We start from the raw sequence: 20,224 nt of genomic DNA, 5'->3' as shown, positions 1-20,224 counted from the left end.
AATTATTATTTAACAATTCTATAAAATCATTTCTAAAAATTAAATATAAAATCTTAAATATAATTAGGTTTCATACTTATTATAGAATTGTATAAAAAAACATATGTTTAAAAAATTTTTTTTTACAGTTTTCTTTTATTTATAAAAAGGGTAAATAAAAGGATTTTATTCTTTATTTATTAATTTAAAAGGGAATAAAATTTAGTTAAAGGGGGAAAATCAATGAAAACTAAGGCATTGCTAATGTCTTTGTTATTAGTCATGCTTATGACTTTATTCTTATTACCTGTAAGTTTTGCTATGGATATTAACACTAATCATATAAGTTCGGACTCCACAAATCTTACAGTTTTAGAAAATAACTTAAACACTAGTGAAAATCCTATTTTAAGTAAAGAGCAAAGTACTCTTAATAATTCTAATTTTAATTCTATTGAGAATCAAAATACTAATACCATATTAACTGGAGGTAATATTACAGTTAATTATGGTGCTGGTGAAAATTATACTGTGAGATTAACAACTAATAATGGAAATCATATTGCTGGACAACATTTAACATTAAATCTTACACGTTTAAGTGATGGTGCAAGTAAAGTTTACTGGGAAACTACTGATACTAATGGTATAGCTAGTTTACAGATTAATTTAGCACCTGGAGTTTATACTGTATCTGGAAGTTTTACTGGGAATCTTGCTTTTAATTATAGTTCAAGTAATTGTTTTAACAATATAATTGTTGCAATCAATTCAACATTAAATCAAAAAAGTACAGTACTGGTAGTGAAGCCTTTTATTAAAGTTTATGGTGCAGGTGAAGATTTTAAAACAATTCTTATAGATGCTGATGGTAATCCTGTTATAGGTAGGCATTTATCATTAACTCTTACACGTTTAAGTGATGGTGCAAGTAAAGTTTACTGGGAAACTACTGATAATAAAGGTAGGGTTAATTTACAAATAAACCTATTTCCAGGTCTTTATAGTATTAATGTAAGTTTTAATAATGATAATAAATATATTGGTAGTTCACAATCAACTACAATTCTTATTAAAACCTACAATTATGATCCACTTAAAAATAATAATGTATCTTATAATGTAAGTGAATTAACAAAAAAATTGTCATTAAATATGGATAATTGGCATTATGATAATATAAATAATATTTATTATCAATTAGGACTTACTTACTGTGCAGATCCTGATACAAAAAATTATGAATCCCTTGCAATTTATGTTCCAGGTGAATACTTTAATGGTGTTAAAAACTCTCATGGGACTTATACTTGTAAGTTAAATACTACAAATGAAATTAATAACTATAATGTTAAAACAGCACCTATAGTTATGCCTATTCACACTCCTGAATTTATTGCACAAGAAATTGTAACTAATTATAATAGTAATGAAATTATTGATTATATTAATTCTGGTTTTGTTTATGTTCTTGCAGGATGTCGAGGAGGAGACAATACTTGTGATTATGTTGGTGGAGCTCCTTGGGGAGTAACTGATTTGAAAGCTGCTGTATCCTTTTTGAAATTTAATAAGGATTGCTTACCTGGAAATACTGAATCTATTTTCACATTTGGATTTAGTGGTGGTGGAGCTCAAAGTGCATTAATGGGTGTTAGTGGGGATAGTTCATTATATCGCCCATATTTAGAATCAATAGGTGCTTGTATGGTTGATAAGAATGGGGATAAGATTTCAAATAGTATTTGTGGTGCTATGTGTTGGTGTCCAATTTCTAGTTGGGATTATTTTGATGCAGCTTATGAATGGAATATAGGTCAATATTGCACAACAGGGGTCAGAGCTAATAATTCTTGGACTTCAAGTTTATCTAAAGATTTAGCAAAAGAATTTGCATTTTACATTAATCGTTTAGGATTAAAAGATCCTAATGGAAATTTATTAACTCTTAATGAATCTAGTAATGGGATTTATACTTCTGGTACATATTATGATTATTTATTATCTGTAATAGATGATTCATTTAATAATTATTTGAATGATACTCAATTTGAATTTACACCTTATAAAACTTCTAAAAATTATATTAATTCCCTAAATTTTAATGACGAGTGGATTATGTATAATAGTCTGACTAATACTGTGAAGATTTCAAGTATTGAAGCTTTTATAAATCATTGTAAACCTGTTCTTAATATGGTTGGAGTATTCGATAATTTTCCTCGTGTTTCACCTGTAAATAATTTGTTTGGATGTTATGGATTTGATTCACTACATTTTAATAAGATAATGTCAGATTTACTCATAAATAATTCATTAAAATATTCAACTTACCCTGATTATGAGGGTAAATATGCAATTGAGTATGCACAAGATTTAAAAGTATTAGATTCATTTAATAATTCAGTACAATCTCGTGTGGATATGTATAATCCATTATATTATTTATGTGATTTTTATAAAAATAGTGAGGATACAAAGCTTGCTAAATATTGGAGAATATCTTCTGGTATTAATCAAGTGATTGCTTCTTTAAGTGATGATGTAAATTTATATTTGGCTTTAAAACAATGTAGTGGTGTTAAAAGCATTATTTTCCAGGATGTGTGGAATCAAGATCATGTTTTTGCTGAAAGAAATGGGAATTCAGTTTTTAACTTTATAAATTGGGTTAATAATTGTTTAAATAATTAAAAATATTTTTTTTATTTTTATTTTTTTTGGAGTATCTTCTTAGAAGGAGAGGGGTTAGTTTTATATATGATTAATAACAATTGTTATATATTGTTTGATTTTTAAATATTTTCATTAAACTTTTAGATTTTTATAAGTTTTTTTTAAAACAAAATAATTAACAATTGTTATATTTTTTAAAAGTATAAAACATTTAACTCAAAAAATATAATATATAAAATAGTAAATGATTAAAAAAAAATAATCAAACGGGGCTGTCCCATAAGTGAAAATTTTTTTTAGAAAAAATTGAGGGGATGTGCTGTTTTTGGGTGTATTTATGTTAATTTTACACTTGAAATAGCACCTAACCATTTTTTTAATTAGTAAACTTCTGTTTATTAAGTGTTGATTTATTTAATTGTAGATTAGATTAAATAGGTTTGTTATTTTTTTTATTTATTTTATATGTGATGTTTTTTTTAAATGAGTGTTGTGTTTAAATTTTTATGTATTTTTTGTATGTTGTGTGCTATTGCTTTAAGTGTTAATTCGTGTTTTGCATTTTTAAGGTGTTTGCGTTCTACTTTTTTGCATTTATAATTTTTTTTAAGAGATCCAAAGTATCCTTCACTTAAGGGTGCTCTTTTTTGATACATGTTTTCCCCTAGTTCTGAGTTGAAATCTTGTCTTAATTTACTCCGTAATGGGTGTTCTCTGTCCATTATTTCCCGGACTCTGCTTTTTGTACAATCATTGTGGAATTTACAAATTTTACACCTACTGGTAGAATAAACACGATAAAACACATTATTAATCTTTCGATTATGCTGATAATTTAGTATTTGGTTTTGTGGACAAATATAATTGTCTTCCTTTTCATTATAAATGAAATTAATTTTACTATAGCTTTTTATTTTATTTCCTTTTTTATGTTTCATGCTTTCCACTCGATTTGGGATTAATGGTATGGAACCATTAATGAAAGCGTGTTCTAGTGCTTGATTGTTTAAATATGCATTATCTGCTAAATAAAATTTTGGTCTTTGACCTAAATTTTCTTCAACCATTTTCATCATTTTAAGCATCTGATGATGATCAGTTGGAGCTTGAGTTAAATACTCAGCAACCACCATTCCATTGTGACTATCCACTGCAACTTGATAATTATAGTTTAATCCCATTTTATCCTCTTTATCTTTCATCCAACGGGATTCAGGATCCGTGAAACTAATCGTATGCTTACCATCATAATTTTCTTTTAAAAAAATTAGAAAACCCTTAACATAGTCTAATTTACTTTTACTAATTAAACAAGTTTTTAAAAGTTTCAAACCATTCTTATTCAAATTTTCATCTATCCTATCCACTAAAGGTTTTAAATCTAGGCATGATTTACCTTTTTGAAAGAATTTTCTTAATTTAAACCATGTACTATTCTTACTTTTCTTATCTGAATATTTTTTAATCAGTTTTTCTAGGAAATTTATTTCCTCAATTTTTATTAAATTAAAATTATTAGCATTTGCCTTTAAAATAGTCCCATCAACCGCAACACAATTATTATCAATCAATTTAAGTTTTAAACCCAAAAACACAGTATAATAAAATAATTCACCAATCAAAAACTTATTATATTTAAAAAAACGTGAAATAGTTGATTTACTAGGCTTCTTATTATTTAAAATATAATTACAAGACTCATCATTATTATCTAACCAATCAGCTAATTTCCTACAACTTAAAACATTATTAAAAACACCCCAAACAAACAAACCCAATAATTCATCAGGCAAATACTTTTTAGGACGACCACGACCCATATTAAAATCTTCAAAAAAAGAAGGAAAATCCTCTTTAAACTTACTCACAATAAATTTAACAGTAAAAACCAAACCCTCATCCTTTAAATTATACCCAGGAACATTTAAAATAAAATCAGCCTGCAAATCAGCTTTAAAACTACAACAAACCATAAAATCAAAACCTACCCCTACTTTTTTTCAATTTTGTATAAAAAAAAAATTTTAAAAACCACAAAAAAACAGTATAAAAAAAACCAAAAAATTTAAATGCCACAAAACACATAAAAAAGTAATGTGGATTTGGTTTTTGTTTTTTGTCGTTATTAAACTATTTATCAATCCACACATTTATAATTAACTATTTCTAAACGATAGAATAACTAAAACAACTTCTATCAATCAAAATTTATACAAAATAAGAAAAATAACAAAATCAAAAAAGTAAAAAAAGAAAAAATTAATTATGGGACAGCCCCTCAAACAATATTAAAGATATAATTAAAGAGGTAAAAATAATGACTAATAATAACAAAAATAACAAAAAAGATTTAGGAGTAGCAACATTAAGCGTCCATGCAGGTCAAGAACAACCAGACCCCGCAACAGGAGCACGAGCCACTCCAATCTATCAAACAGCATCTTATGTATTTAAAGATGCAGAAGAAGCAGCAGGAAGATTTGGATTAACAATTCCAGGACAAATATATTCAAGATTAACCAATCCAACAAATGATGCATTCGAAGCAAGAATAGCAGCAGTAGAAGGGGGAAAATCTGGAATATCAGCAGCAAGTGGATTAGCAGCAATATCTTATGCCTTATTAAACATCACACAACCTGGAGATGACATCGTATCTGCAGACAACTTATATGGTGGAACATACACTTTATTTGAAACAACTTTCAAAGACCTTGCAAGAAATGTAATATTTGTACCTTCACAAGATATTGATGCATTTGAAAATGCAATAACTGATAAAACAAAAGCAATCTATGTAGAATCCATTGGAAACCCTAAACTTGATGTACCTGATTTTGAAAAATTAGCAAAAATAGCTCACTCTCACAATATCCCACTTATTGTGGATAATACATCAGCTGTAGGATTAGTCCAACCACTAAAACATGGGGCAGATGTAATAGCAGCATCAGCAACTAAATTTGTTGGAGGACATGGAATTGCAGTAGGAGGATATGTAGTAGATAGTGGAGAATTCAATTGGGCAAATGGAAACTTCCCAACACTCTCCGAACCTGATCCATCTTACCACGGATTAATATTTACTGATTCATTTGGAGAAGATTCTCCATCTGGAAATGTTGCATACACTACCCGTATAAGAGCAAGATTACTTAGAGATTTAGGAGCAACACTAGCACCAGTACATAGTTTCATATTCCTTCAAGGATTAGAAACATTAACACTACGTGTTAAAAAACATTCAGAAAATGCTTTAGCTGTAGCTAAACACTTAGAAAATCATCCAAAAGTTAGTTGGGTTAATTATCCAGGACTTGAATCCCATGCATCTCATGAAACTGCACATAAATATTTAGGAGATAATTATGGGGGAATATTAGGTTTCGGAATTAAAGGAGGATTAGAAGCTGGAAAACAATTTATAGATAATGTAGATTTATTATCTCATTTAGCAAATATTGGAGATGCAAAAAGTTTAGTTATTCACCCAGCAAGTACTACTCACCAACAATTAAGTGAAGAAGAACAAGCACAAACCGGAGTTACTCCTGATTTCATTCGTGTTTCTGTTGGAATTGAAGATGTAGAAGATATTATAGCTGATATCGATCAAGCTTTAGATAAAGTAAAAGTATAAATTCTTTTTATACTTCTTTTATTCTTTTTTTTTAGATTTAATCTATTTTTTTTAAGTTTTTTTTTAACTGTAATCTTTATATATTAAAACAAATAATATTATAACTATAGTTATATAACAATAGTTATAAAAAATTATTTTCACAAAAAAACTCACGGAGGAAAAAAATATGATATACATGGACAACTCAGCAACAACTCCAGTCAACCCTGAAGTTCTAAAAGAAATGGAACCATTCTACAAAGAAGAATTCGGGAATGCATCAACCTTATACAGTCTCGGAAGAGAATCCAAAAAAGCACTAAATTTAGCAAGAGAAAGAGTAGCAAACCTAATAAATGCAGAACCAGAAGAAATAAAATTTACAAGTGGAGGAACAGAATCCGACAACTGGGCAATAAAAGGAATAGCATTCCAAAAAAGAAACAAAGGAAAACATATAATAACAAGTGTAATAGAACACCCCGCAGTAAAAAACACTTGTAAATGGTTAGAAAAATTAGGATATGAAATAACATATCTACCAATCCAAGAAAATGGAATCATCAACATTGAAGACTTAAAAAAAGCTATCCGAGATGACACAATACTCATCAGCATCATGCACGCAAACAATGAAATCGGAACAATCCAACCAATAACAGAAATAGGGAAAATAGCAAAAGAAAACAATATAATATTCCACGTAGATGCAGTACAAAGTGTAGGGAAAATACCATTAGATGTGAAAAAATCAAATATAGACTTACTAAGTATCAGCTCACACAAAATCTACGGACCAAAAGGAATAGGAGCATTATACATTAAAAAAGGAGTAAGACCTGAAGTATTAATCCATGGAGGAGGACAAGAAAACAATCAAAGATCAGGAACAGAAAACATTCCAGGAATAGCAGGATTTGGAAAAGCATGCCAAATAGCAAATGACAACCTAGAGGAAAACACAAGAAAACTAACTAAAATCCGAAACAAAATCATAAAAGGAGTACTATCACAAGTAGACGAAGCCTACCTAAATGGAGATCCAGAAAAAAGATTACCAAACAATGTAAACTTCAGATTCTCAGCAATCGAAGGAGAATCATTAGTCTTAATGTTAGATGCTAAAGGAATAGAAGCATCAACAGGTTCAGCATGTTCTTCACAAAGCTTAGAACCATCCTATGTATTAACAAGTTTAGGATTAGAACCAGTAAATGTACATGGATCATTAAGATTAAGTTTAGGTGTAGAAAATACATTAGAAGATGCAGATAAAGTAATAAATGATATAATAAATGTAGTAAACACATTAAGAAGCATGTCACCATTATGGAATAGTAAAAACGGAAAAAGTGACTTATCTATTGCGGGTGATGAAGAATACGGATTATCAAAATAAATTTTATTGGATGTGATTAAAAATGTATAGTGAAAAAGTAATGGATCATTTTGCAAACCCTAGAAATACAGGAGTAATTGAAAACCCAAGTGGAGAAGGAACAGTTGGAAATCCAACATGTGGAGATTTAATGACAATATACATAACTGTAAATGATGAAAATGTAATAACAGATATTAAATTTAAAACATTTGGTTGTGGAGCAGCAATAGCAACAAGTAGCATGATAACCGAAATGGCAATAGGTAAAACAATAGATGAAGCACTAAAAATTAGTCGAAACGATGTAGCAGAAGAACTCGACGGCTTACCTCCTGTTAAAATGCATTGTTCAAACTTAGCTGCAGATGCATTAACAAAGGCTATAGAAAATTATCAAGAAAAACAAGCAAATGCATAAAAAAAGTTTTTTCATTTAAAAAAAGTTAAATTCTTAAGAATAATCATTTAAAAAATCAATAAAAATCTTTTTTCTATTGATTCTTTAAATCTTTTTTTCATAATTTTTTTTCGCTAAAAGATTATTTTTTTTTATTTAATTTAAAAAGGATTGTATTTTTTAATTTTAGTTTATTATAAATTTTTTTATATTGGAACTCCAAATGCTTCAAGCATGGATTGTAAACCTAAAAGGAATATTGCAAGCCCACCAATAAATTCAATATGTCTTGCATATTTAATAGCTACAGTAGTTCCTACAGTACCAACAACTAACCATATAACTACAATAAGTAAACTTAATCCTCCTAATATAATGGGATTAACTCCAGCTACTGCTCCTTGTGAAGCTAAAACTAAGTTCTCAATGTTACCAAAAATTAATAATCCTAAAAACGGAGTGTATTCTTTAAAAGACATTTTATTCTCATCTCACTTTATTACAAATTTTTATTTTTTTCATAATTTTAGGATTTATCTCTTACTGCTTCAATCATTGATTGTAAACCTAAAAGGAATATTGCAAGCCCACCAATGAATTCAATTACATTCGCGTATTCCATTGCTAATTGTGTTCCTAAAGTTCCTATAAGTAACCATATAATTACACATATTATACTGATTCCACCTAATTTGTATGGATTCATTCCTTTTGTTACTCCTTGGGAAGCTAAGATTAAATTTTCTATGTTTCCAAAGATTAACAATCCTAAAAAGGGTAAATATTCTTCTAACGTTTTCATCACCTATAAAAATTATTTGTAAATACTTACTTTATAATTTATTCATTATAAAGGTATATGTTTAAAATACATATATTATTAAAATATTTAAAGTGATTATATTAATAAATTATTATATAAAAGCTTAATAAAAGCTTTAGCATTAATTTAATCTTTCAATTACTCCTAATTTGACGTAAAATTTATTTGTTAAAGATTTTAAAAATTGGATTAATAAATTTTATTAAAAATTTAAAAATCAATAAACACATATACATCAATCTAAAATAAAATATTACACTTACAATGTCAATTAAGATAAATAAAAATATATTACTTTTAAACCATTTAAAATTATTAAAGCATATAATAATCTTATCCTAATTTAAAATTCATGCTCAAAAAATAATTAAATAAAATGGAATATAATAATTTTAAAATATTCCACTATCTATAAATAATAAAAATATTAAAATTTACACAATTACAGATAAAGGAAATCTATTCCTAGAAAAAACACAAGAAAAAATCGTACATTTAAACAAATTACCCATATGGGAAGAATTTATCAATGATTTAAAGATAAAAGTAGATAAACAATAAAAAAAGAATCAAATATAATATAAAATAAATATAGAAAAAAAGGATTAAAATTATTCCTTTTTAGTTAAAGCCTTAACTTCATCAGCAAAAGTGCTTAAAACATCTTCACTTAAACCTTCAACAAACTTAAGACTACCAGCACATTCATGACCTCCACCATCAAGACCAGATTGAGGAACCTTAACAGCAATCTTAGGAATAACATCATTTAAATTAAATCCAAACATTTCATTAACAGCATCAGTAGCTCTAATAACACCAAAATCAGGACCATAAGCTAAAGTAACAATAGGTTTATCCTCACCAATACTTTGAACAACACTATCATGAACAAAACCACAAGTCTTACCAGGTGCAGGGAAAGTAAACTTATGAGCATACTTCTCAACATCTAAAACATTAAAGTAAATACCATTATCCAATTTACTCTTCTTAAGATTAGGAATAGCAGCTTTCAATTGATTATCAACCCGTCTACGATACTCTTTATATAATGCATTAATCATCTTGTCATGTTTATCAATATTATCCACACCAAGAATAGTATCCATAATTCCACGACCATTCATGAAACGTAAAAAGTAAGATTCAAAATCAATACACTCAGCAACCTTATCTAATTGTTCTCTATCATAATCTTTTTCACCAGCAAGTTTAATATAATCTTCAGCTTCCTTAGACTCAGCATGATCTCCAACTGCTGCAATACCTGGTAGGTGACTAATAAGATCTTTACATTCAGGATTAATAATATGGGCTACTTCAGTTGCTAAAGCTCCAGCAGTAATTTGGGAATCTCCACCAACAAGATAAGGGTTTACATGAGTATCAACATAATCATCAACTGCAACTCTACCATCTACAACTTCTCCAGGGAAATGATGATCAATTACAACAATTTCAATATCATAAATTTTAGCTTGCATTAATGCTACAATATCTTCTTCTGTAGAACCATTATCTAATAAAACAATTAAAGGTAATTTTTGTCCATGTCTATCTAAATCTTCAAGTGCAAAACTCAAATCTTTAACAACATCTTCTAATTCATAAAATGGTGCTTTACTAGGGGATCTTTTAAAGTAATGATATTCAGCTTCATTATCCGGATTAATTTCTTTTAAAATAGGAACTACAGCTTTTTCCATTGCTACACCTGAGCAGATTCCATCTGCATCATTATGATGTCTAATAAGAATAGTTCTTCCATCAAGAATTGCACGACGAATAGCTTTTGCAGCTTCATACATTTTAGGTTTTAACTTATCTAAAGTTGGACTTTCTATTAAAAAGTCTACATCTTCAGGTTGTGCTCTTTCATCTAATGCTTTATCAATTAATTCTTTTAAACTTTCAGCATCATTAGGATCTAATTTTTCAATAGATTGGGATTCGATTTGTATTTTTCCACTATGAGTGTTTACTTCTCCAATGATTTCTACAAGATCTTCAATTTCTATTTCAGGGTATGCTCTAACACCTGCTTCATCAAATGCTGCAGCCCAGGTGATTCCAGTTTCATCAGTAATTGTAAATATTGTTGGACCACTAGTTTGTTGTATTTGAATTACTTGAGCTTGTAATTTCACTACACTTTTTAAGTTATCCTCAGTTAAACTTCCTATTTGGGTTCGTTTAATATCCTTTTTAAGAGTTTTTAATTCATAATTATCTAATCTTGCAGGAGCCATATCTACTTCATGTTTACGTTCTTTTATTTGTATAATTCGAACAAAAATACTGTCTCCTACTTTTTGTTTAGGATTTCCTGTTCTCATTAAACCCCAAACTTGATTATTTAAACTTACAAATACACCATATTTTTCGACACGTGTTACTTTTCCTTTATACACGTTTTCTAATTCTAAATCACTCATTCCACATAATTGATCTAGTACCCAAACAATCTGTTTGTATTTACCTTTCTCTTCTTTTTTATTTTCGTTTTTCATTTTATCTTCCTTGTTTTTCATATGGCAGTCCCTACAATATTCATACTTATCATCGATTTCTTTTCCACAGGTTTTACAAACATTTATTTCTCCAGTTCCATGGCATTGTTTGCATTCTTCATAAACGTTTATGATTCCTTTACCATGGCATTGTTCACATGGTATTTCTTCGGTGGCTTCTAAATCAAAATGTTTTTTTGCTTTTTCATTTATACCTTTAAAATGGTTTTTCATATTAATTGTATCAGCATATCCAGTTCCATCACAATCAGGACAGGTTTTTGTATCTACTGTGATGTGTCCATTACCTTTACAATTAGGGCATGATTTTTTCATAAATTCTTTCCTCTCATAAATATTAAAAAAATTTAATGATTTATTTAATATTAAATCAGTTTTAGAATAAGTTTTAAAAAATAATTTATACTTAAAGTATATTTTTTTAATAATAAAATAATACTTATAATAATTTAAAGTATATTTTTTTAATGATTTATAATTTATGGAAAAAAGTGATTTTTTAAATTTTAAAAATTTTTTTTAAAAATAGAATAATTTGAATATAATTAAAGTAGCTAATTAAAATAAAAAGGACTAATTTTTTTTAGAAAATTTATATTTTAATTAGCTGAAAAATTTTTTTTAATTAATTAAAAATTTATATTTTAATTATTTTATGAATTCCAAAGACCATGAACGGTACAATATTCAATTGCTTCACAGTCAGCTACATCAGCACATACATCAAATTCTGCTTTAGGTTCATCACCTGGTTTGAAAGTTGCAAAGTAAGATTTATCATTAACTTTTAATTCAACAAAAGCAATATAATGTTCATCTTCCATTGGATGTGTTACTTCTCCAACTTCTACAACAATTTTATCCCCTTCTTTTTTAATAATAGGGATGTGTTTTACTCCACCTTCTTCTAATTGTCTAGGTTCAAGTAATTCCATTGCTTGGCCACAGCAGGATAATTCTCCTCCACCAACTGCAGTTACAACAACAATGTTTCCACATACATTACATCTATAAATTTGGAATACTTCACTTACTGCCATATTAATTCATCTCCTATTTTTAAAATTTTTCAGTCCATTAAAAAATTATTTTTAATAAACTTTTTTTTAGACTGTTACAGTTTAGTTTGTAACTACATAAATAAATAATTTTTTATTTTAATTAATTATTAAATTTTGAACAATTCAATTTTTCAAAACAAATTATATAAGTAATATAATAAACAAAATCTAAAAATAATTATATTCTAAAATAAGTATGAAAAAATAGTTTAGGGATGTTATAAAATTGAGTTTAATAATTGCTTATATAGGTAAAAAAGGATGTGTAATGGCTAGTGATAAGAGAAGAATAGCATATTTTGGGGATGCATCTGCAAGAGAAAAATTAGAAGAAGAATTATATACTGGGGAATTAACTTCTGATGAAGAATTAAAAAATAGAGCATCACAATTAGGTATTTCTATAAAAATTACAGAAGATGCAGCTAAAATTAAAAGTGTAGAAGAAACTGTAATGGGTGAAGTAATCACAAAAGGAACAAATGAAACCCGAAGAAAAAGAATTTATGGAACAACTAATGGATACCAAATATTAGAACTTCTAGGATCTAAAGTAACATCTAGAGAATCAGGAAACAGTAGCATAATCTTATTCGGTAATAAAATCACAAAAAATTTAGCAAATAATTTATTAAAAGCTTATTGGAAACCATCCTATAGTTTAAAATATATGGGGGATGTATTTAAGAAAGTATTAAGAGAAATATCACAAAAAACACCCTCAGTAAGTCAAGAATCAGATGTAATATTAGTACAAAAAAAATTAACTTCAAAAGATTCACAAACTTACCTAAATGAAGTAATACAAAGAGATTTAAAATTATTAGGTAAATTCAGAAATCAATTAAAAGAAGATTTAATGGAAAAAACACGAACCATAGAATTAGCAAGAAAAATTGTTAATGAAGGCGAAATAGGGGATATTGTAAGTATTGAAGGAAATATGGTTCAAGTTAAACTAAATAAAAATATTCAAGCTTTTGACGGTAACTGGAAACATTTAGTCGGGCCTGGAGAAAATGTTATAATGTTTTTTAATATTAATGAAAACGTGAAAATTGGAGATAAAGTAGTAATTTCAGATGGAGATTTACGCACACTTCAAAATAAAACAAGTTTAAAATGTGATATAATTTTATGTAATCTTTAAAAAAATTAATAAATGGGGAATGTATTAATGAAAATAACATTTTTAGGGTCTGGTGGTGGTAGATTTGCCACTATCAGTCAAAAAAGAATGACTGGAGGTTTTCGAATTGATGATTTTGCAGGGAAAAATTATTATATTGACCCTGGTCCTGGAGCACTAGTTCGATCATATCAATTTGGATTAAACCCAACAACAATTGATGGAGTTTTTGTCTCACATACTCATACAGATCATTATAATGATGCTGAAATATTAATCGAAGCAATGACACGAGGTATGACTAAAAATTATGGAGTGATTATGGGTAGTCAAAGTGTTTGTGAAGGATATAAAAAATGGGGTCCTGCAATAAGTGATTATCATAAAAGTAAATCTTTAAATATAGTACTAAAACCTGGAGAAGTTAAAAGAACTAAAGACTTCACAATTAAAGGAACAAAAACAATTCATGGAGATCCAACAGGTGTAGGTTTCCAAATGAAAGCAGGTAATATTACTGTATCTTATACTTCAGATACTAAATATTTCCCTGAATTATATAAATATCATAAAGATGCTGATATACTTATAGCAAGTGTTTTACGTCCTGGAACTAAATCTATTAAAGGACATATGTGTACAAATAATTTTTCAAACCTTGTAAATGAAGTTAAACCTAAATTAGCTATTATGACACATTTCGGATTTAAAATGTTAAATAGTAATCCCGTAAATGAGGCAAAAAAAGTTATGAGAAAAACTGGGGTGAAAACTATTGCAGCTTTTGATGGATTAAAAATTGATATTGATGAGAATAATATTGAAAAATCTAAATATAGTGCTTTAAAAAATCATTTAATGAAAAATAGTAATTTTAATGAGGTTTTCCCATCTGATGTTGAGGAGAAAAAACCTAAAAAAATTTTAAAATAAAATAATATTATTTTTAGAAACTGGTTTTCTTAATATTGCATGGATTAATAAATCCACTTCTTATCATATGATCTGCAAGTACAATTGCTGTTGCAGATTCACTTACAATAGTTACTCTTGGACATATACATGGATCATGTCGTCCTTCAATAAGTACAGGATTATTCTCTTTTTCTTTAAGATTTACAGTATTTTGTAGTTTACTTATGCTAGGTGTAGGTTTAATAGCGATACGTGAAATTATAGGCATACCATCACTCATACCACCAAGAATACCTCCACAATTATTAGTAGTTGTGATAACATCTCTTTTTAAGTTAATATCCTTTTTTTCAATCATAGGGTTAAGTATAAATTCATCATTATTTTCGCTTCCAAAATTACTTGCAACCTCAAAACCAGCACCAATTTCAACACCTTTAACAGCATTAATCTCCATTAAAGCTTTAGCTAAATCTCCATCTAATTTTCCATAGACAGGTTCACCTAATCCAGTTGGAACACCAGTAGCTATAGTTTCAACTATTCCACCAACACTATCTCCAGAATCTTTACATTCCAAAATCAATCTTTCCATTCTTTTTGCAGCATCATTATCAGCACAACGAACAGGATTTAATTTAACTTTCTTAGGAATTTCATTTAAAGGTATATCTTCAGCCACTACATTTCCAATTTGAGTAACATGTGAAATGATTTCAATACCATGAGTTTTTAATAATTTCTTAGCTATAGCTCCTCCAATAACTTGCCCAATAGTAGTTCTACCACTACCACGACCTCCACCATTATAATCATAGTTACCATATTTACTATACCAACAATAATCACCATGACCTGGACGAGGAACATTTTTAAGATTACTATAATCTTTAGAATGTTGATTATTATTTAAAACAATACATGCAATTGGTGTTCCATCTGTTCGTCCCCCAAATATTCCAGATAAAATTTCAACATGATCTTTCTCATTTCTCTGACTAGTTAATTTACTAGTACCAGGGCGTCTTTTATTCAATTCTATTTGAATATCCTTTTCACTTAATTCTAAATTAGCTGGACAACCATCAATTACTGCCCCTAATGCTCGACCATGGGAAGAACCAAAAGTAGTTATTTGAAACATTTTTCCTGTAGTATTCACCATATAAACATCATTTCCATAATTTTTTTTAGTATAAATAAAATAAAATTAATATTATAATATACAAACTAATATAAATTTTATATTAAGTCCTATTTAAACAATATTATAAACTAATTATAATTAATTTTTAAAAAACAATCAAAAAAAAATTAAGAATTTAGGATTATTTTTATATGAAAACTAATGAAAATATTTTAAATACAATCTATACAATACTACTTGAAAAATATGATTATCAAGGCTGGTGGCCATTTCTAAATTATGATGGGGTTAATCCAACAAAAACAGGTAGTATATCAGGTTATCATCCCAGGCCTTTATAATTTCCCAAAGACAGAATCACAAAAAGTTGAAATAATTATAGGAAGTGTACTAACCCAAAATACTTCCTGGTCAAGTGTTGTTAAATCATTAAAAAACTTAAATCAAAAAATAGATTTCACAGCACCTGAAATTTTAAATTATGCTTATAATAATGAAGAAAATTTTAAAGAATCTATAAAACCTAGTGGTTATTACAATCAAAAATATAATTACCTCATTAATGTTTTAGAGTTCTACCAAGACTTAGAATGTCAAATCCCAACAAGAAAAGAAATATTAAATGTTAAGGGAGTGGGGAATGAAACAGCAGATTCTATTCTACTATTTGCATACAAACAGAAAGAATTCATAGTAGACACATACCTTAAAAGGATATTCATTAATCTAGGTTTAATCGGACCTAAAGATAATTATATGGAAATTAAAAAATTTTTTCAAAATAATTTTAAAGGTTCAGTAAATGATTATCAAGAATATCATTCACTAATTGATGAACATGCTAAAAATTATTATAATAAAAAACCATATGGTTTAAATGACAATTTATTAAAAAAATTTAAAAAATAGGGGGAGAAAATTATGGATTTTCCAACAACTAGAATGAGAAGACTACGAAAAAATGAAAATATACGTGATATGGTTCGTGAAACAAAACTTTTAAAAGAAGATTTAATCTATCCAATCTTTGTTAAAGACGGATTAGAAAATGGTAAAAAAGAACCAATTCCAACAATGCCCGATGAATACCGATACAGTATAGATGATGCCGTAGAATATGCTAAAACATTAGAAAACAAAGGTTTAAAGTCAATAATAGTTTTCGGAGTACCATTAACTGCAGAAAAAGATGAAATAGGTACACCAGCATTTAAATCTACAGGAATTGTTCAAAAAACTATTCGTAAATTAAAAGCCGAAACAAATCTCGTAGTAATAGGAGATGTATGCTTATGCCAATACACATCTCATGGTCACTGTGGATTAATAACTGAAGATGAAAACTGTGATAATAATTTAAAAATTTTAAATGACGAATCATTAGAATATTTATGTAAAGTAGCAGTAAGTCAAGCAGAAGCAGGAGCAGATATTGTAGCACCATCAGATATGATGGATGGTAGAGTAAGTGCAATTAGAGAAGCTTTAGATGAAAATGGTTATGATGATGTAATAATCATGGCTTATTCTGCTAAATACGCTTCAACATTTTATGCACCTTTTAGAGACGCAGCTTGCAGTGCTCCAGGTGAAGGGAATCGTAAAAGTTATCAAATGGATCCAGCAAACACTAATGAAGCTTTACGTGAAGTAGAATTAGACATCTTAGAAGGTGCAGATATTGTAATGGTCAAACCTGCAATTCCATGTTTAGATATTATTAACCGTGTAAGTGAAAATTTCAACATGCCAATAGCTACTTATAGTGTAAGTGGAGAATACTCTATGCTTAAAACAGCAATACAAGCAGGAGTTTTACCTGAAGAATCCATAATTGAAGCTATGGTAGCAATTAAAAGAGCAGGAGCAGAATTAATAATAACTAACTTTGCACCAGACTTATTAGATAAATTATAAAAAATTAAATTATTAATAAAGGAGCTAAATTTTAATGTTAAAACCAGAACTCATAGGTAAAATCTCATCAATATCAAGTGTTTTAGAAGTAAGCGGATATCCAAAACCTGGAAACGTTCATCGTACACGAGACTTTTTCGACATGTCCTTTGAAGATTTCCTCATCAGCGGAGTAGTAACACAAAACATTATCACATCAGCAGCAACCCAAGCAAAAGAAATACTAAAAGATAATGATTATAGTAAAGCACAAATAGGTAAATATATTTTAGAAGCAGTTAAAGAAACTGATAATTGGATTAAAAATAATACTAACCTAGGTATAATGATGTTAGAAGTTCCAATAGCTCAAGCTGCAAGTATTAGTAATGATTTTACTGAAATCCAAGAAAATGTTGGAAAATTATTAGATGCTACAACAGTTGAAGATGCAATAAACCTTTATGATGCAATAAATCTTGCAAGTGCCGGAGGAATGGGTGAACAAGAAGAGTATGATGTTCAAAGTGACAATGCAAAAGATGAACTTCGAAAAAATAATCAAACAATGTACGATGTATTAGAAATTTCTGCAGGTTGGGATCAATTAGCATTTGAATTAACAAATAAAATGCCAAAAATATTTAATATTGGATTTAAAACTTTTGATGAATTAAGAAAAGAGAAAAGAACCAACACTGCAACAGTTCAAACATTTTTAACAATCCTTTCAAAAGTACCAGATACTTTAATTAGTCGTAAATATGGTGAAGAAGAATCATCAAAAGTTAGTGAAAGTGCTAAAACTTTACTAAACGAATACGGTGAAGAATATTTTGATAAAGATTTAAATTACTTTGATGACTATCTTTATGAAAATAATTATAATCCAGGAACTACAGCAGATTTAACAGCTGCAAGTATAATGTTAAGTTACTTAAAAGATGAAATGGAATAAAAAAATATTTAAAATTATTTTTTTATAATTCCCCCATTTTAAAAAAAATATATAAACTTATTAAAACAAAAACATTATTATTCTATTTTATATTAAAAATTTTTTTTACGGTTGAACATAAAATGAGTGACGATATTACAAAAATTATTAATGAATTACATATTTATGAAAAAAAACTCTTAAAAGAGTTAGAAAAAGACGAAAACATAACACCAGATAAAATAGCTGAAAACACAGGTATGGATATTAAATCAGTTATGAGTGCAGCAGGATCTCTTGCATCAAAAGATATAATTATCATGGAAAAAGATGTAGAAGAACATTTCCAATTAACATCTGATGGTGCACTATTTGCAGATGAAGGTCTACCAGAACGTAGAGTAATCAATGTACTAAAAGAAAAGAAACAAATACCAATGAAAGACCTTATGGGTGCAGCAGGATTACAAAAATTCGAAGTTAACATTGCAATGGGTTGGTTAGTTCGTAAAAACTGGGCTAAAATCGATAAAGGTGTAATAAGCATAACAGAAAAAGGGGAAAATGCATTTAATAATTTAGGATCTGACGAAGAATTACTCAGTATCTTAAAAATTAAACATATTATAAACCCATTCGAATTACCTAATAATTTACTAAAAGGATTAAATGAATTAAAAAACCGTAAAAATTTATTAAAAGATACTAAAAAAGTAGATCACTCATTTAAATTAACACCATTAGGTTCAAAAATTTTAGAAACAGGAATAACCATAAAAGAACAAGCAACACAATTAACACATGAACAATTAGAAAGTGGAGAATATGAAAAATTATCATACAGACCATATGATATTAATGCAGAATCACCAAACATATTCCCTGGTAAAATGCATCCACTTAGAAAAATCATAGAAGAAATACGTGATATATTTTTAAACATGGGATTTACTGAATCAGATGGTGATATTTTAAACAGTGCATTCTGGAATTTTGATTCACTCTTCCAACCACAAGACCATGCAGCACGTGAAATGCAAGATACCTTTTATGTTAAAAACCCTGCACGTGTAGATTTACCTGATGAAGAACTAGTCGAACGTGTTGCACGCACTCACGAAGATGGTGGGGAAACTTCATCTGAAGGTTGGGGTTATAAATGGGATGTAGAAGTTGCAAAACAATCAGTACTAAGAACTCACACAACAGGAATCAGTACAAAATACTTAGAAAGCCATGAACCTCCATTTAAAATGTTCAGTGTAGGACGAGTATTCCGTAGAGAAACAATTAATTATAAACACTTACCAGAATTCCATCAAGTAGAAGGAGTAGTAGCTGGTGAAAACATTAATTTCCAAAACCTTTTAGGAATCCTAAGAGAATTCTATAAAAAATTAGGATTCACACAAGTACGTTTCAGACCAGCATATTTCCCTTACACTTATCTAAGTATAGAAACCGAAGTATTCTTTGAAGAAAAAGATTCATGGATAGAATTAGGAGGAGCAGGAATGTTCCGTCCTGAAGTATTAAAACCATTAGGAATAGATACCCCAGCATTAGCATTCGGTTTAGGAATAGAAAGATTAGCAATGTTACGTTATGATATAAACGATATAAGAATGCTTTATAAAAGTGATATCAAATGGTTAAGAGAACTACCATTAGATAAAGGAATAAAATTAGATTAAAAAAAAAAGATTAAAAAAAATAGGTTGGAATAT

15 protein-coding genes and 1 pseudogene are annotated in these 20,224 nt (G+C 28.3%); 10 read left to right on the top strand and 6 right to left on the bottom strand.

What is annotated here, in order from left to right:
* Positions 1 to 222 precede the first annotated feature (222 nt).
* A complete protein-coding gene (locus ACA135_RS05685) occupies positions 223 to 2,673 on the top strand; it encodes a hypothetical protein (RefSeq protein WP_409197797.1) in 2,451 nt (816 codons plus the stop codon).
* A gap of 461 nt (positions 2,674 to 3,134) precedes the next feature.
* On the opposite strand, the gene ACA135_RS05680 is transcribed toward ACA135_RS05685, so the two are convergent.
* Positions 3,135 to 4,628, bottom strand: coding sequence for a transposase (locus ACA135_RS05680; protein WP_409197796.1), 1,494 nt, complete (start codon positions 4,626 to 4,628; stop codon positions 3,135 to 3,137).
* Between the two features lie 344 nt (positions 4,629 to 4,972).
* On the opposite strand from ACA135_RS05680, the gene ACA135_RS05675 reads away from it, so the two are divergent.
* From ACA135_RS05675 to nifU, 3 genes are all read left to right on the top strand, one after another.
* Entirely contained in the window at positions 4,973 to 6,295 is a 1,323-nt protein-coding gene (locus tag ACA135_RS05675; protein WP_409197795.1) for an O-acetylhomoserine aminocarboxypropyltransferase/cysteine synthase family protein, read from the top strand.
* Between the two features lie 172 nt (positions 6,296 to 6,467).
* Positions 6,468 to 7,676 carry a cysteine desulfurase NifS gene (nifS, locus tag ACA135_RS05670; protein WP_409199094.1) on the top strand — a complete coding sequence of 403 codons (1,209 nt, stop codon included), beginning with the start codon at positions 6,468 to 6,470 and terminating at the stop codon, positions 7,674 to 7,676.
* Between the two features lie 22 nt (positions 7,677 to 7,698).
* Positions 7,699 to 8,076 carry a Fe-S cluster assembly scaffold protein NifU gene (gene nifU, locus ACA135_RS05665; protein ID WP_409197794.1) on the top strand — a complete coding sequence of 126 codons (378 nt, stop codon included), beginning with the start codon at positions 7,699 to 7,701 and terminating at the stop codon, positions 8,074 to 8,076.
* Positions 8,077 to 8,261: 185 nt separating this feature from the next.
* On the opposite strand, the gene ACA135_RS05660 is transcribed toward nifU, so the two are convergent.
* From ACA135_RS05660 to ACA135_RS05645, 4 genes are all read right to left on the bottom strand, one after another.
* Positions 8,262 to 8,534 carry a hypothetical protein gene (locus tag ACA135_RS05660; protein WP_409197793.1) on the bottom strand — a complete coding sequence of 91 codons (273 nt, stop codon included), beginning with the start codon at positions 8,532 to 8,534 and terminating at the stop codon, positions 8,262 to 8,264.
* 47 nt (positions 8,535 to 8,581) lie between these two features.
* A complete protein-coding gene (locus ACA135_RS05655; protein WP_409197792.1) occupies positions 8,582 to 8,857 on the bottom strand; it encodes a hypothetical protein in 276 nt (91 codons plus the stop codon).
* Between the two features lie 632 nt (positions 8,858 to 9,489).
* On the bottom strand, positions 9,490 to 11,727 hold the full coding sequence (locus ACA135_RS05650; protein WP_409197791.1) for a DHH family phosphoesterase: 2,238 nt from the start codon (positions 11,725 to 11,727) through the stop codon (positions 9,490 to 9,492).
* A 338-nt stretch (positions 11,728 to 12,065) separates the two neighbouring features.
* The gene (locus ACA135_RS05645; RefSeq protein WP_409197790.1) at positions 12,066 to 12,452 is read right to left on the bottom strand and encodes a desulfoferrodoxin; all 387 of its coding nucleotides are present in this window, start codon (positions 12,450 to 12,452) and stop codon (positions 12,066 to 12,068) included.
* A gap of 247 nt (positions 12,453 to 12,699) precedes the next feature.
* Between ACA135_RS05645 and ACA135_RS05640 the strand changes: the two genes are divergently transcribed.
* Positions 12,700 to 13,623 (top strand): DUF2121 domain-containing protein, encoded by a 924-nt coding sequence (locus tag ACA135_RS05640; protein WP_409197789.1) that lies wholly within the window; start codon positions 12,700 to 12,702, stop codon positions 13,621 to 13,623.
* Positions 13,624 to 13,650: 27 nt separating this feature from the next.
* A complete protein-coding gene (locus ACA135_RS05635) occupies positions 13,651 to 14,535 on the top strand; it encodes an MBL fold metallo-hydrolase (protein ID WP_409197788.1) in 885 nt (294 codons plus the stop codon).
* A 13-nt stretch (positions 14,536 to 14,548) separates the two neighbouring features.
* Here the strand turns inward: ACA135_RS05635 and aroC are convergent, their stop codons facing one another.
* Positions 14,549 to 15,682, bottom strand: coding sequence for a chorismate synthase (aroC, locus tag ACA135_RS05630; RefSeq protein WP_409197787.1), 1,134 nt, complete (start codon positions 15,680 to 15,682; stop codon positions 14,549 to 14,551).
* Between the two features lie 173 nt (positions 15,683 to 15,855).
* Between aroC and ACA135_RS05625 the strand changes: the two are divergent.
* The 4 genes and pseudogenes from ACA135_RS05625 to ACA135_RS05610 all read left to right on the top strand — a co-directional run bounded on the left by ACA135_RS05625 (position 15,856) and on the right by ACA135_RS05610 (position 20,191).
* Positions 15,856 to 16,573, top strand: a pseudogene (locus ACA135_RS05625) (endonuclease III domain-containing protein).
* A 12-nt stretch (positions 16,574 to 16,585) separates the two neighbouring features.
* A complete protein-coding gene (gene hemB, locus ACA135_RS05620) occupies positions 16,586 to 17,581 on the top strand; it encodes a porphobilinogen synthase (protein ID WP_409197786.1) in 996 nt (331 codons plus the stop codon).
* Positions 17,582 to 17,615: 34 nt separating this feature from the next.
* Positions 17,616 to 18,518 (top strand): triphosphoribosyl-dephospho-CoA synthase, encoded by a 903-nt coding sequence (locus ACA135_RS05615; protein ID WP_409197785.1) that lies wholly within the window; start codon positions 17,616 to 17,618, stop codon positions 18,516 to 18,518.
* A 122-nt stretch (positions 18,519 to 18,640) separates the two neighbouring features.
* The gene (locus ACA135_RS05610; protein WP_409197784.1) at positions 18,641 to 20,191 is read left to right on the top strand and encodes a phenylalanine--tRNA ligase subunit alpha; all 1,551 of its coding nucleotides are present in this window, start codon (positions 18,641 to 18,643) and stop codon (positions 20,189 to 20,191) included.
* The last annotated feature ends 33 nt before the right edge of the window (positions 20,192 to 20,224 follow it).

Source organism: Methanobrevibacter acididurans, from assembly GCF_046197875.1.
GTDB lineage: Archaea > Methanobacteriota > Methanobacteria > Methanobacteriales > Methanobacteriaceae > Methanobrevibacter_A > Methanobrevibacter_A acididurans.
Note: the sequence above shows the minus strand (reverse complement) of the source record. Positions and strands in the feature narration are given on the sequence as shown.

What these genes read in the sequence shown, in the direction of transcription:
- ACA135_RS05645 (WP_409197790.1), bottom strand. Translation starts at nt 12,452, where the DNA reads ATGGCAGTAAGTGAAGTATTCCAAATTTATAGATGTAATGTATGTGGA.
- nifU (WP_409197794.1), top strand. Translation starts at nt 7,699, where the DNA reads ATGTATAGTGAAAAAGTAATGGATCATTTTGCAAACCCTAGAAATACA.
- ACA135_RS05615 (WP_409197785.1), top strand. Translation starts at nt 17,616, where the DNA reads ATGTTAAAACCAGAACTCATAGGTAAAATCTCATCAATATCAAGTGTT.
- hemB (WP_409197786.1), top strand. Translation starts at nt 16,586, where the DNA reads ATGGATTTTCCAACAACTAGAATGAGAAGACTACGAAAAAATGAAAAT.
- ACA135_RS05685 (WP_409197797.1), top strand. Translation starts at nt 223, where the DNA reads ATGAAAACTAAGGCATTGCTAATGTCTTTGTTATTAGTCATGCTTATG.
- ACA135_RS05655 (WP_409197792.1), bottom strand. Translation starts at nt 8,857, where the DNA reads ATGAAAACGTTAGAAGAATATTTACCCTTTTTAGGATTGTTAATCTTT.
- ACA135_RS05680 (WP_409197796.1), bottom strand. Translation starts at nt 4,628, where the DNA reads ATGGTTTGTTGTAGTTTTAAAGCTGATTTGCAGGCTGATTTTATTTTA.
- ACA135_RS05635 (WP_409197788.1), top strand. Translation starts at nt 13,651, where the DNA reads ATGAAAATAACATTTTTAGGGTCTGGTGGTGGTAGATTTGCCACTATC.
- ACA135_RS05660 (WP_409197793.1), bottom strand. Translation starts at nt 8,534, where the DNA reads ATGTCTTTTAAAGAATACACTCCGTTTTTAGGATTATTAATTTTTGGT.
- aroC (WP_409197787.1), bottom strand. Translation starts at nt 15,682, where the DNA reads ATGGTGAATACTACAGGAAAAATGTTTCAAATAACTACTTTTGGTTCT.
- ACA135_RS05650 (WP_409197791.1), bottom strand. Translation starts at nt 11,727, where the DNA reads ATGAAAAAATCATGCCCTAATTGTAAAGGTAATGGACACATCACAGTA.
- ACA135_RS05610 (WP_409197784.1), top strand. Translation starts at nt 18,641, where the DNA reads ATGAGTGACGATATTACAAAAATTATTAATGAATTACATATTTATGAA.
- ACA135_RS05675 (WP_409197795.1), top strand. Translation starts at nt 4,973, where the DNA reads ATGACTAATAATAACAAAAATAACAAAAAAGATTTAGGAGTAGCAACA.